Annotated in this window: 12 protein-coding genes and 1 pseudogene; 10 read left to right on the forward strand and 3 right to left on the reverse strand. The window is 62.4% G+C overall.

The window, feature by feature from the left end; all coding sequences use genetic code 11:
* The first annotated feature begins 106 nt into the window (after nt 1-106).
* From EN808_RS02095 to EN808_RS02125, 7 genes and pseudogenes are all read left to right on the forward strand, one after another.
* Nucleotides 107-1,213: an ABC transporter substrate-binding protein gene (locus EN808_RS02095; protein WP_135915023.1), complete on the forward strand. Its 1,107-nt coding sequence runs from the start codon at nt 107-109 to the stop codon at nt 1,211-1,213.
* Between the two features lie 64 nt (nt 1,214-1,277).
* The gene (locus tag EN808_RS02100) at nt 1,278-2,267 is read left to right on the forward strand and encodes an ABC transporter permease subunit (protein ID WP_127280624.1); all 990 of its coding nucleotides are present in this window, start codon (nt 1,278-1,280) and stop codon (nt 2,265-2,267) included.
* On the forward strand, nt 2,264-3,055 hold the full coding sequence (locus EN808_RS02105; protein WP_127280625.1) for an ABC transporter permease: 792 nt from the start codon (nt 2,264-2,266) through the stop codon (nt 3,053-3,055). Before EN808_RS02100 ends, EN808_RS02105 begins: the two co-directional genes overlap by 4 nt.
* A gap of 15 nt (nt 3,056-3,070) precedes the next feature.
* Complete coding sequence (locus EN808_RS02110) at nt 3,071-4,135, forward strand: ABC transporter ATP-binding protein (protein WP_135915024.1); 1,065 nt, start codon at nt 3,071-3,073, stop codon at nt 4,133-4,135.
* 82 nt (nt 4,136-4,217) lie between these two features.
* Nucleotides 4,218-4,396 (forward strand): annotated as a pseudogene (locus EN808_RS02115) (transposase); the annotation flags it as partial.
* Nucleotides 4,397-4,668: 272 nt separating this feature from the next.
* Nucleotides 4,669-5,502 carry an SGNH/GDSL hydrolase family protein gene (locus tag EN808_RS02120; protein WP_127869921.1) on the forward strand — a complete coding sequence of 278 codons (834 nt, stop codon included), beginning with the start codon at nt 4,669-4,671 and terminating at the stop codon, nt 5,500-5,502.
* A complete protein-coding gene (locus EN808_RS02125) occupies nt 5,499-6,350 on the forward strand; it encodes an SDR family oxidoreductase (protein ID WP_127280169.1) in 852 nt (283 codons plus the stop codon). Before EN808_RS02120 ends, EN808_RS02125 begins: the two co-directional genes overlap by 4 nt.
* Here EN808_RS02125 and EN808_RS02130 read toward each other — a convergent pair.
* Complete coding sequence (locus tag EN808_RS02130) at nt 6,344-7,018, reverse strand: TetR/AcrR family transcriptional regulator (protein ID WP_135915025.1); 675 nt, start codon at nt 7,016-7,018, stop codon at nt 6,344-6,346. The two genes, EN808_RS02125 and EN808_RS02130, sit on opposite strands and share 7 nt — an antisense overlap.
* Before the next feature lie 403 nt (nt 7,019-7,421).
* Between EN808_RS02130 and EN808_RS02135 the strand changes: the two genes are divergently transcribed.
* From EN808_RS02135 to EN808_RS02145, 3 genes are all read left to right on the forward strand, one after another.
* Nucleotides 7,422-8,975, forward strand: a complete 1,554-nt coding sequence (locus EN808_RS02135) for a sodium:proton antiporter (RefSeq protein WP_127280171.1) — start codon at nt 7,422-7,424, stop codon at nt 8,973-8,975.
* A gap of 113 nt (nt 8,976-9,088) precedes the next feature.
* The gene (locus EN808_RS02140) at nt 9,089-9,997 is read left to right on the forward strand and encodes an endonuclease/exonuclease/phosphatase family protein (protein WP_127280172.1); all 909 of its coding nucleotides are present in this window, start codon (nt 9,089-9,091) and stop codon (nt 9,995-9,997) included.
* A 7-nt stretch (nt 9,998-10,004) separates the two neighbouring features.
* A complete protein-coding gene (locus tag EN808_RS02145; RefSeq protein WP_127869919.1) occupies nt 10,005-10,850 on the forward strand; it encodes an EamA family transporter in 846 nt (281 codons plus the stop codon).
* A gap of 6 nt (nt 10,851-10,856) precedes the next feature.
* On the opposite strand, the gene EN808_RS02150 is transcribed toward EN808_RS02145, so the two are convergent.
* Entirely contained in the window at nt 10,857-12,074 is a 1,218-nt protein-coding gene (locus EN808_RS02150; RefSeq protein ID WP_189343705.1) for an MFS transporter, read from the reverse strand.
* Nucleotides 12,075-12,164: 90 nt separating this feature from the next.
* Nucleotides 12,165-12,482 carry a Dabb family protein gene (locus tag EN808_RS02155; RefSeq protein WP_127281047.1) on the reverse strand — a complete coding sequence of 106 codons (318 nt, stop codon included), beginning with the start codon at nt 12,480-12,482 and terminating at the stop codon, nt 12,165-12,167.
* Nucleotides 12,483-12,489: the final 7 nt, after the last annotated feature.

Below are 12,489 nucleotides of genomic sequence, written 5' to 3' on the forward strand. Positions count from 1 at the left end.
TTTGGCGCTGCTGACGGCTGGTTTCACAAAGCTTTCATCTGGCTGTCACACGAAAACGATACCGCATCGCAGGCGTCCAACGGCGCCAGTTCAACGGAGAGAACACATGTTCAAATTCACGGGGAAGGTGCTTTCCCTTTCGGCCGCGACCCTGATGGTGTCGTCGGTGATTTCGTCCGCGGCTTCGCTGGACGATCTCGTCAAGGCCGCGAAGGCTGAAGGCCAGCTCACCACCATCGCGCTGCCGCATGACTGGTGCGGCTACGGCGACGTTATCGCCGGCTTCAAAGCGAAGTATCCGGAAATCACCATCAACGAACTCAACCCCGATGCCGGCTCCGGCGACGAGGTCGAGGCGATCAAGGCCAACAAGGACAATAAGGGCCCGCAGGCTCCCGACGTCATCGACGTCGGCCTGTCCTTCGGCCCGACCGCCAAGGCCGACGGCCTGCTGATGCCTTACAAGGTGTCGACCTGGGACTCGATCCCGGACAGCGCCAAGGATGCCGATGGAGCCTGGTACGGCGACTATTACGGCGTGCTCGCCTTCGAAGTGAACAAGGATCTGGTCAAGGAAGCTCCGACGGACTGGGCCGACCTGCTGAAGCCGGAATTCGCCAACTCGGTGGCGCTTGCCGGTGATCCGCGCGCTTCGAACCAGGCCATCCAGGCCGTCTACGCCGCCGGCCTTTCCGGTGGTGCGGCAGCTGGTGAAGCCGCGGGCACGGCTGGCCTGGACTTCTTCAAGAAGCTCAACGCCGCCGGCAATTTCGTGCCGGTCATCGGCAAGACGGCGACGCTCGCCCAAGGCCAGACGCCGATCCTCGTAACCTGGGACTACAACGCGCTTTCGGGCCGCGACACGCTGAAGGGCAATCCGCCCGTCGACGTCATCGTGCCGAAGACCGGCGTCGTCGCCGGTGTGTACGTGCAGGCGATCAGCGCCTATGCGCCGCATCCGAACGCCGCCAAGCTGTGGATGGAATATCTCTATTCCGACGAAGGCCAGATCGGCTGGCTGAACGGCTATTGCCACCCGATCCGCTTCAACGATCTCGCCAAGAACGGCAAGATCCCGGCCGACGTGCTGGCCAAGCTGCCGCCGGCTGAATCATATGCGGCGGCCGTGTTCCCGACGCTGGACGAGCAGGGCAAGGCCAAGGAAGCCATCACCAAGAACTGGGACGCCGTCGTCGGTGCCAACGTCAAGTAACATTTGAACTTGATCGGGCGGCCATATGGCCGCCCGATCTTCCCTCGAAGACGGTAGCCGGCGCATGACCGATTTCTCGCTTTCCAATCAGGCCATTGCGGGAAAGGCCGCGCCCCCTGAGGAAGTGCGCGCCTTGCGGCTGCCGACACAATGGCTTGGCGTGACGCCATTCTTCATCTTCGCCGTCATGTTTCTTATCCTGCCGACGCTTTACCTCATGATGGGCGCGTTTCAGAACGAAGCAGGCGAGTTTACGCTCGCAAACATCGTCGGCATTTTCGATCCGCCCAATCTGTCGAAATACCTGCAGTGCCAGTATGGGGCCTGGGTCTCGTGGACTGACTCAAATTGTCAGTTGCCCACCATCCTCGCTGCCTACTGGATCTCGATCAAAGTCAGTCTGGCCTCTTCATTGATCGGTGCTTTCGCCGGGCTCGCAATCGCCATTGCCATCGTGCGTGGCGGCCTGCCAAACTGGATCCGTTCCGCGACGCTCACCTTTTCGGGCGTGGCATCGAACTTTGCCGGTGTGCCGCTGGCTTTCGCCTTCATTGCAACGCTCGGCCGGGTCGGCCTGGTCACGGTCTTGCTCAACGTGTTGGTCGGCCTTAACCTCTACGCCCACGGCTTCAACCTGTTATCGTTCTGGGGCCTTACCATCACCTATGTCTATTTCCAGATCCCGCTTATGGTCGTAATTATCGTGCCGGCGATCGATGGATTGAAGAAGGAATGGGGTGAAGCAGCATCGACGCTCGGCGCCACCCAAGCTCAGTACTGGCGCATGGTTGTCATCCCTGTTTTGTGGCCAAGCTTCCTCGGCACCGTTATCCTGCTGTTTGCCAATGCCTTCGGTGCAATCGCCACTGCCTATGCGCTGACGGGTTCTTCTCTAAACATCATTCCGATCGTGCTCTATGCGCAGATCCGAGGCGACGTGTTGCATAATGCCCATCTCGGTTATGCCATCGCTTTCGGCATGATTTTCATCACTGGGCTGGCCAACATTTTCTATATCTGGTTCCGCACCCGTTCCGAGAGGTGGCTCAAATGAAGGCTGGCAGATTCTGGGCCTGGATCGTCTTCATCCTCGGCGCGGCCTATTTCTTCATACCGCTCATCGCGACGATCGAGTTTTCACTGCGCATGCGTCGCGGCGTCTATTCCTTCGATGCCTACAAGGTCGTGCTTGGTGACAGCCAGTTCCAGACAACTTTCATGTACTCGGTGATCGTGGCGGTCTTCACCATCCTGCTCGGTGTGCTGATTGTTGTGCCCACCGCTTACTGGATCCGGCTGCGTCTGCCACAGCTTCGCCCAGTGGTCGAGTTCATCACCTTGTTGCCGCTGGTCATCCCGGCCATCGTCATCGTTTTCGGCTACATCAGAATGTATGGCTCGAATTCGCCCCTGCCGTTCCTGTCGAACAATACGGCCACGAACGCCCTGCTGGTCATCGGCTACGCGGCACTGGCACTGCCCTATATGTACAGAGCCGTCGATACCGGGCTTCGTACCATCGACGTGCGGACACTGACGGAAGCGGCCCAGATCCTCGGCGCCGGCTGGGGTACGATCGTCGCTCGCGTGATCCTGCCCAACGTGTTGATCGCGGTGCTCTCCGGCGCCTTCCTGACGTTTGCGATCGTCATTGGCGAGTTCACCATGGCCAGTCTGCTCAATCGGCCCGCTTTCGGTCCATACTTGCAGAACCTGGTGGCCAACAGGGCCTATGAACCGGCAGCGCTGTCCATTATCGCCTTCGCAATCACCTGGGGTTGCATGTCGCTGATCCAGGTTCTGTCGCGGTTTGCGCCGAAGTCTGCTAACCGTCCGAATTGATCGAAAGAAAGAATCATGGCCGAGCCATTCCTCTCCATCCAGCACGTCCGAAAATCCTTCGGCGCCACCACGGTCGTGGAGGATTTCAATCTCGACGTCGAGCCGGGTGAGTTCGTCTCGTTCCTCGGGCCGTCCGGCTGTGGCAAGACCACCGTCCTGCGTATGGTCGCTGGCTTCGAGGAGCCAAGCGCCGGCAAGATCGTCGTCGCCGGCAAGGACATCACCCGGTTGAAGCCCAACCAGCGCAATGTCGGCATGGTGTTCCAGGCCTATGCGCTGTTCCCGAACCTGACCGTGGCGCAGAACATCGGCTTCGGCCTGAAGGTCGCCGGCATGCCCCGGGCGGACATCGATGCCCGTGTCGCCGAAATGCTCGACATGATCAAGCTGCCGCAGATGGCCGACCGCTATCCCTACCAGCTCTCAGGCGGCCAGCAGCAGCGCATCGCGCTGGGGCGCGCGATCGCGCCGAAGCCGAAGCTGCTTTTGCTCGACGAGCCGCTGTCGGCGCTGGATGCCAAGGTGCGCGTATCGCTGCGCGAGGAAATACGCTCTATCCAGAAGAAGCTCGGCATCACCACTATCTTCGTCACCCATGACCAGGAAGAGGCTTTGTCGATCTCCGATCGCATCGCCGTCATGTATGGCGGCAAGGCCGAGCAGGTCGGCACGCCGTTCGAGATCTACAACCGGCCGGCGACCAAGTTCGTCGCCAATTTCGTCGGCACGCTCAACGTGCTCGAGGGCAAGGTCACCGACGCCGCGTCCGGCAAGGTGCAGGTCAACACCCAGGAAGTCGAACTGAAGGGCAAGCTCAACGGCTCGAAGTCCGGCGACATGCTGTCGCTGGCGCTGCGGCCCGAGGCAATTTCGCTCGGCCGCCAGCCTGGCCGCGACGCCAGCCTGACCGGGGAGATTTCCGAAGTGCATTTTCTCGGCTCGGTGATCCGGGTCCGCGTCGGCATCGGCGGCAACATAGTGTCGCTCGACACGTTCAACAACTCCGCCACCCCGCCGCCCGCAGTCGGGGAGAAGGCCGAGATTTCGTTCTCGTCGAGCGATATGCTGGTGCTGCATTAGGTCGGCGGATATTCAGGTGAGCCGGCCTGCAATTGCCGGCCTCCCGCTAGGAGCCCGCCAGCGAAACCAGCCCGGGATGAGCGTCGCCGACGGCTGTCTCGACATCGGTTCGAACACGGTGGATCGCGCCATTCGGCCCCACACAATCAAACGCAAGAATGCGGTCTTCGCCGGGTCTGATGGCGGTGGCAGACAGGGTCGACGATCGCCACGATCCTGCAGGCCGCCAAGATGAGCGGCGTCGATCCGTTCACCTGGCTCGCCAACACTTCCAGGTCTCTACTTCGCGGGCGCGAATGTCGTTTGTGAGTACGCGATGTCGTGCAACGGGTCGATGAAGTCCCCCTGGTTGTCGGCTGTCAGCGGTGAAAGCGAGCGGTGTCCGCAGGAGCTGGAACCTGATGAAGACTCCGGATGTTGCAAAATTTATCAGTATTTTCAAATCCTTATCGACCCGATAACGCGAGTAGCGGCGTTCCTGGGACGCGGCTATCTATCACCTGTGCGGATGAATTCAGGTGCGAGGTGAATCGATGTCGAATGAACAGGTGAACTGGCTTTTGAAGGTCATCCAACCCGAGCGGAGTCTGGCCTCCCTCCCCGGAGGTGCGAATTTCGGCCAGGACGCTCATGCAGCGCTACTTGGCCTTCCGGTCGAGGTTTACGCGGCCGAACTTGGCCGCATGCAAAAGGAGGCCTCGGAAGCGGCTAGCGCCCTGCTTGCGGACCAGGCCGTGGCATCGATGGTCGATCGCCTTCCGCTTCGCAGAGGGGCCAAAGTAGTGGTGTTCGGCGACAGCTTGACATCCGAGCCCCAGTCCTGGGCGGTGATCCTGAGGGAAATGCTGACGATGCGCCGAGGTGCCGAGGAGATTTCGCTGACCATCAGCGCGGTGGCGGGCGAGACGACCACGCACGGTCTTGTGCGTGTCAGAGAGATTACCGATGCCCGGCCCGACTGGATCCTCTTCCTGTTCGGTACCAATGATGCGCGCACGCAGGGCCCGCACCCCACCAAGACACTCGTCCATCACGAGGAGACCGCGCGCAACATCGCGGAGTTGCGCCAGCGCGTTTCCCGAGAGACCAAGGCGAGCTGCGTTTGGATCACCCCGCCAGCGGTCAACGAAGCGCAGGTCGCGACGCATCCGGGCCTTGCCAGGTTCGGGGTTCGGTTCCGCAACCAAGATCTTGAGCGAGTCGCCAAGATTATTCGCGACGGCGACGGGCCCGTCATCGACGCCTTCTCTATTTTGGGGAGCCCGCCTCCTTCGGACTTCCTCATAAGCGACGGTCTGCATTTCACCCTGGCTGGCCAGAAGCAAATGGCGTTCGAGGTGATCCGTGGCTGGAGCAAACTCAAGTGAAATACCTGGTCATCGGCGCTACGGGAAACATCGGCGCCCGGGTAGTTCAGCGCCTCATTAATGCGGGGGCACGCCCGTCCGTTTTTGTCCGCTCCACGAAGAGGGCCAAAGCCCTTTTCTGCGACCAGGTCGACATTCATGTCGGAGACCTCGAGAATCCAGGTCCCTCGTTGGGCAGGGCGCTGGTTGGAGTCGACGGGATATTCCTCGTCACGGATGGATTGGATCTCGAGAAGCGAGATCGCGCGGTCTCCTGCGCTGCCAACCGCGCAGGCGTCCGACATGTGGTCAAGCTCTCCACGCTAGACGTGCGAACCGGAATCGGCACCGGTCCGTGGCATGCACGGGGCGAGAATGCCGTTCGGGAGAGCGGGGTGGCGTTCACATTCATTCAAGCAGCCGGATTCATGTCCAACGCCTTCGGTTGGTCGGAGTCCATCCGCCGAGAGGGCGTGCTGCGCTCATCCACGGGTGGGGGCAAGATCGCATTCATCCATCCAGACGACATCGCTGCCGTCGCCACAGCCTCCCTGACCACACGCGACTACGACGGCCAGGCACTTGTGATCACCGGCCCTGAGGCGCTGTCGTATGGGGAGATGACGGATACGATCGGTAGAGCCATCGGCAAGCCCGTTCGCTTCGAGGAAATAACGGACGGTCAGGCATACGCACGCACGGTCGAATGGGCCGGGAAAGGCGCCTATGCGGATGCGCTCGAGGACATCTGGCGGGCGGTGCGCGAGGGCCGGCTTGATACAGTGACGGATGGCGTAAAGGAGATAACCGGACGGGAACCAATCCCGTTCGACCAGTGGGCCACCGAGAATACCGCGTCGTTTCAGTAGTCTTTCGGAGCGCTGCCCTGAAAGGAATTCACGTAGACCAGTACGGTGCGGATTGCCTCGCTCCTTGCACCATCGCGCGAGAGGGGCGCGTGCTGTCCTCCGTGCACGAGCGCTTCCACCATGCGAGGTAGGACAAAAAGCATCCGCTCCGTCTCGTCGAGGCTGTACCGCTCCGGGTCCTCGGCGCGTGACAGGACTTGTCCGAAGGTCTGATGCAGCGCATTCTTGAAGCCGAGAGCGCTGTGCGGAACAGCGGACGCGACAACGTCGTGCAGTTCGGCAGTTTCCGCGTGCGCGTTCACCAGGCCCAGGACGAGTTCGCGCGCGAATTCCTCCAGCGAAGCCGAGGCGCAGTCGGTGATCGTCTGCTTGATGACCCGCCGCACCTCATCGACGTGCCGGTCGTGAAGAGCTGTGAAGATCGCGCGCTTGTCGGGGAAGTACTGATACAGCGATCCGACACTGACGCCGGCGGCCTCGGCAATGCGATTGGTGGTAATCGCCAGTGTCCCGTGGCGCTTGGCTACAAGCTGTACCGCCTCTAGCACGACGTCGACGGTCTGCCGCGAGCGTTGCTGCTTCGGCGTGCGCCGCGTAAGGGTCCTTCCGGCGGTCTGCATGCTGCCTTGCTGTGTGTGGTCGCTGGGCCGAGCCTCGGTACGGATCATAACAGTTCCAACCCCTCCAAACAACGTGCCAACGAGTGCGCTGCTCGTACCCAGATACAACATCAAGCGCACCGCAAGGGTCCCAACGCCTCTCTCAGGGCGTCATTTCGCCCCAGCGGAACCGATCCAGATCAGGGTGCCACGCTTTCTGATGGGCGTGCGGCCTTTCATGGAGGCCCGTCACGCTCACAGAGGGCCACCGTTTACATGCGTGTTACAGCCCGGCGATGTTTTTCGACGATGGCTTTCGCGGCGTCCATGATATCCCGAGCAGCCGACGAGGATCATGCGGGGCAGGAGGCGGTTTGAGACGTGCGGCCAGAGGGCTTGAGTTTGATGGCCAATCCACCGCATCTTGCGGGAATATCCGCGTCGGCAATCCGGTCTCCAGAAGTAACCGCCCATGGCTCTTTTTGAACTGACCCTCGTCCTGCTTTTGACCGCCGTCGCGCTGACGGCGCTGTCGCGACGGCTGGAGATTCCCTATCCGTCCCTGCTGGCCCTGGCCGGCGTCGCGATTGCCTTCGTGCCGGGCGCGCCAGTGATCGAGATCGACCCGGAACTGGCGCTTGCCCTGTTCATCGCGCCGGTGCTGCTCGATGCCGCCTTTGACACGTCGCTGCGCGACCTGAAGCGCTACCGGCTGTCGCTGGTGCTGCTGGCGCTCGGCGCTGTGGTCTTCACCACCGTCGTGGTTGCCTTCGTCGGCTGGAAGATGGCCGGACTGCCGATCGCGGCGGCGGTCGCGCTTGGCGCCATCGTCGCGCCGCCGGATGCGGTGGCGGCATCGGCGGTGCTCGGGCAGTTCAAGGTGCCGCACCGCATCACCGCCATACTGCAGGGCGAGAGCCTGCTCAACGATGCCACGGCGCTGCTGATCTATCGGCTGGCGGTTTCGGCAGCGCTGGGATCGATCATGCTGAGCAACGCCATTCCGGTGATCCTGCTGGCGACGATTGGCAGTCTTGTCGCGGGCTATCTGTTTGGCCGCGTGTCGCTGTTGGCGCTCACCCGCATCGAGGATGCGGCGAGCAGCACCGTGGTCCAGTTTGCCGGAACCTTTGCCGTCTGGATCATCGCCGACAAGCTCGGTCTTTCCGCCATCATCACCATTGTCGTCTATGCCATGACCATTGCACGCAGGGGACCGCGCCACTCGTCGGCGAGACGCCGCGTCAGCACCTATTCGGTCTGGGAGTCGGCGGTGTTCGTGCTCAATGTGCTGGCGTTCGTGCTGATGGGCCTGCAGGCACGCACGATCGTCGGCAGGCTGGCCGGAGACGGGCAAGGCGAAGCATTCCTTTTCGCCGCAACGGTGCTGGTCGTCGTTATCGTCGCACGTCTTGCCTGGGTGGCGAGTTACGTCGCGATCATCCGATGGATTGCCCGCTTCGGCGGCAAAGAGGCAAGGCGGGAGTTGCCGACTTTCGGAGGCGCCGTTCTCGTCGGCTGGTGCGGCATGCGCGGGCTGGTGACGCTGGTCGTGGCCATTGCGCTGCCGGCCAATTTTCCCGGCCGCGATCCGATCGTGCTCGCCGCCTTCGCGGTGGTTCTGGGCACGCTGGTGCTGCAGGGCATGACGCTAAAGCCGCTGCTGCGCTGGATCAACTTCGACAAGGACAGAACCGTCGACAATGAGGTGGCGAAGGCGCGCGTCGCCATCATGCAGGCAGCGCTGGACGTGCTGAACCGCAAGACCTCGGCGGCGGCCGCCGTCGTGCGCGAGCAGTATGAGGCTCAGCGTGTGATCGCTGAAAACCCCGACGACGCGCAGGCCGCGACCGAATACGACCGGCTGCGCCTTTATGCCATCAACCGCCAGCGCGACACGCTGGAGGAACTGCGCAGCAATGGCACGATCGGTGACGAGGCCTATCACCGGCTGGAGGAAGAGATCGACTGGGCGGAATTGGCGGCGTCGCCCGCCGGCCGCTTCCAGCCGCTGACCACCGACTAGCAGATACCGAGTCTCAACCGCCCTGCTGGCCCAAGCCCCGTCCGTCTTCCTGCACATTGCAAGCAATCGACCGAACCGTTACTGCCAACGCCGAGAAGTGAGCCGGATAAGCAATGAAGCTGGTCAGCTACAACATCCAGTACGGGTTCGGCAGCGACACGCGCTACGATCTTTCGCGCGCGGCGCGCCTTGTCGCCGGCGCCGACATCATCGCCTTGCAGGAGATCGAGCGGCACTGGCAGCGCAGCAATTTCGACGACCAGGCGGAAATGCTTTCACGCCTTTTGCCTGGTTATCACTGGGTGTATGGCCCGGCCTTCGACATGGATGCCAGCGAATGGCGGGACGGCCATTTGGTCAACCGGCGCCGGCAGTTCGGCACCATGGTTCTGTCGAAACTGCCGATTGTCTGGTCGCGGTTGCACGCGCTGCCGATGCGCCGCACGTTGCGTCCGCTCAACACGCGCAACGCCGCGCTCGAATGCATGATCCGCACGCCGGCAGGGCCGGTCAGGGTGCTTTCGCTGCATCTCGCGCACATCGCGGCGGAAGAGCGGCTGGAGCAGATTGATTATCTCTTGGCCGAGCACCGCCGGGCGCCATCGGAAGGCGGTCCGTGGAGCGGCACCGATGACGAGCCTTCGCGCAACTGGACGCATGGAGAATCAGAGCCGGAAAATCCACCGGCGGCGATCTGGCTGGGCGATTTCAACATGGAGCCGGGCAGCGCCGAACACCGCCGCATCGTCGGCAGCACGCCCTACCATCGGGGTGCTGCCTATCTTGGCGGCTTCGTCGATGCCGCAGCCGTGGCGGTCGAACCGGCTGGTGATTTCCACACGCATGAGAAGATCATCGACGGCAGGCTGGCAAAGCGCCGGCTGGACCATTGCTTCGTCGGTGGTATGTTGGCCGGGCGGGTGAAATCGATCGGCGCCGATATCGGCGAGGTGGCGTCCGATCACTTCCCGGTCCGGGTCGACATCGATCTCGAAACGCCATTCGGCCCGGGAGGTCGATGAGCCCCATATGACGCTTTTCGTCTTCTTCGCGGTGCTTGCCGCCGCCGCCATGCATGCGATCTGGAACGCGCTGGTCAAGGTGCATCTCGATCGCTTCCTGTCGATCACGCTGATGACGCTCGGCATGGGGGTCGCGGGCCTCGTGGTGCTGCCTTTTGTCGAGGTGCCGAAGGCGGAAGTCTGGCCCTATATCATCGCCTCGGTGATCTTCCACATGGGCTACCGCACTTTCCTCATCGGTGCCTACCAGGCCGGCGATTTCGCCCAGACCTATCCGCTGGCGCGCGGCACGGCCCCTCTGCTGGCCGCGGTCGGCGGCATGTTCGTCGTCGCCGAGGTGCCGGCGCCGCTCGCCATTGTCGGCATCCTGCTGTTGTCGGCCGGCACGCTGGTGATGTCGTTTCGCGGCGGCGCGCATCTGGAGAAGCTGAACCTGCGGGCGGTCGGCTTCGCCTTCGGCACCTCGGTGTTCATTGCCAGCTACACCCTGTCCGACGGCAGCGGCGCGCGGCTGGCGGCAACCGCGCAAAGCTATGCCGCCTGGCTGTTCATCTGCGATGCGCTTGGGGCGCTGGTGCTGTGCCTCGTTTTCCGGGGGCCCAAGGCGTTGCCGGTGTTGGCGCGCGACTGGAAGACCGGGCTGTTCACCGGCGTGCTTTCCGGCGCGGCTTACTGGATCGTGATGTGGGCCATGACCAAGGCGCCGATCGCCTCGGTGGCGTCATTGCGCGAGACCTCGATCCTGTTCGCCATGATGATCTCGGTCTACGCGCTCGGCGAGAAGATGACGGGCTGGCGCGGTGCGGCCGCGCTCAGCATTGTCGCCGGAGTGATCGCGCTCCGGCTGGGGTGAGCGTCCTCAACCCAGCACGGTCATCACCTGGCCGCGCCGCTCCGGACTGAAGCGGATGACGACGATGATGCAGACGGCGACCACGCCGGCGAACAGCGCCAGCGCGTAGCCATAGCTGCCACCGGGCGCCTCGGCGATCCCCGCCTGATAGGGACCGCCATAAGAGGCGGCGAGATTGCCGGCCTGGTAGATGAAGCCGGGCAAGGTCGCGCGCACCGCGCCGGGCGAAAGCTCGTTGAGATGCACCGGGATGACGCCCCAGGCGCCCTGGACCGCGACCTGCATGATGAAGGCGCCGATGGCCAGCATGAAGGGCGTTGAGCTGTAGGCCCATAGCGGGATGGCCGGCAGGGCGATGATGCAGGCCAAAGTAATGGCATTGATGCGGCCGATCTTCTCCGACAGCGCGCCGAACGCCAGGCCGCCGACAATGGCGCCGATATTGGCGACGATGGTGATCCAACTCACCGTATGCGGATCAAAGCCATGCTGCTTCTTCAGGAAGGTCGGGTAGAGATCCTGCGTGCCATGGCTGAAGAAATTGAAGAACATCATCAGCACCACGGCATAGAGCGCGACGCCCCAGTGCTTCTGCAGCGTCTCCAGAAGCCCCGGCTTGACGGATTTCTGCGCCTCGACGAAGGCGGGTGATTCCGGGACGTGCGAGCGGATGAAGAGTACGATCAGCGCCGGGATGAAGGAGAGCAGGAACATGAAGCGCCAGCCGATCGTATAGCCACCGATCGTCTGCTGGTAGAGCAAGCCATAGACTACCGCCGCCAGCAGGTAGCCGGCGGGATAGCCGCATTGCAGGATACCCGAGACCATGCCGCGCGCGCTCGGCGGAATGGACTCCATGGCGAGCGAGGAGCCGAGCCCCCATTCGCCGCCCATGGCGATGCCGAACAGGGCACGCAACGCCAGGAAAATGCCGAGATTGGGAGAGAAGGCGGCCAGCGCCCCGATCACCGAGTAGCTGACGATGTTGAGCATCAGGATCGGCTTGCGACCGTATCTGTCCGCGAGCATGCCGAAGAAGAACGCGCCGATGAAGCGCGTCGCCAAGGTCAGGAACAGTGCCTTCGAGACTGCCGGGACATCGGTCTGGAATTCACTCGCAATATCGGTGAGCAGGAATGTCAGAAGGAAGAAATCAAAAGCGTCGAGCGTCCAGCCCAGGAACGAGGCCAGAACGGTTTTCTTCTGCTCGGCAGTGAGATTCAAGGCATCCTCCTTTGGTGCCCCCAAAGGAACGATATGTCGCCTTGTCGGCAAAAGAGAACAGCGATCAGCCGGCTTTCGAAAGGTCGGCGGTCACTTTTTCGTAAGGTCGAGATCGAAGACCATCAATCCGTCCGTGCCGCCTTCGAGGGCCGCGACCAGCCGGGCGCCGGCACGCTGATGAGCCTCATGCACCAGATAGGCGTCGCGCGCCGCGGCATCGCGGAAGTCGATGGTGAAGCCATGGGTGAAACCCCGTGCGAAAGGCTCCGGACTGGCATTGGCGCTGAAATGAACCGTCTCCATGCCTTCGATCACCTGTCGCAAGGCCTCGAGGTCGGCGTGGATGGCCGTGCGCTCGGTCGGGGACACATCGCTACGAAATCTGGCGAAAACACAGTGTCTGATCATTTTACCA

The organism is Mesorhizobium sp. M8A.F.Ca.ET.165.01.1.1 (genome assembly GCF_004792065.1).
Classification (GTDB): domain Bacteria; phylum Pseudomonadota; class Alphaproteobacteria; order Rhizobiales; family Rhizobiaceae; genus Mesorhizobium.

Excerpts from the sequence above, each read along its gene's own strand:
- EN808_RS02110 (WP_135915024.1), top strand. The coding sequence starts at position 3,071 with ATGGCCGAGCCATTCCTCTCCATCCAGCACGTCCGAAAATCCTTCGGC.
- EN808_RS02130 (WP_135915025.1), bottom strand. The coding sequence starts at position 7,018 with ATGATCCGTACCGAGGCTCGGCCCAGCGACCACACACAGCAAGGCAGC.
- EN808_RS02140 (WP_127280172.1), top strand. The coding sequence starts at position 9,089 with ATGAAGCTGGTCAGCTACAACATCCAGTACGGGTTCGGCAGCGACACG.
- EN808_RS02095 (WP_135915023.1), top strand. The coding sequence starts at position 107 with ATGTTCAAATTCACGGGGAAGGTGCTTTCCCTTTCGGCCGCGACCCTG.
- EN808_RS02120 (WP_127869921.1), top strand. The coding sequence starts at position 4,669 with ATGTCGAATGAACAGGTGAACTGGCTTTTGAAGGTCATCCAACCCGAG.
- EN808_RS02100 (WP_127280624.1), top strand. The coding sequence starts at position 1,278 with ATGACCGATTTCTCGCTTTCCAATCAGGCCATTGCGGGAAAGGCCGCG.
- EN808_RS02135 (WP_127280171.1), top strand. The coding sequence starts at position 7,422 with ATGGCTCTTTTTGAACTGACCCTCGTCCTGCTTTTGACCGCCGTCGCG.
- EN808_RS02155 (WP_127281047.1), bottom strand. The coding sequence starts at position 12,482 with ATGATCAGACACTGTGTTTTCGCCAGATTTCGTAGCGATGTGTCCCCG.
- EN808_RS02105 (WP_127280625.1), top strand. The coding sequence starts at position 2,264 with ATGAAGGCTGGCAGATTCTGGGCCTGGATCGTCTTCATCCTCGGCGCG.
- EN808_RS02145 (WP_127869919.1), top strand. The coding sequence starts at position 10,005 with ATGACGCTTTTCGTCTTCTTCGCGGTGCTTGCCGCCGCCGCCATGCAT.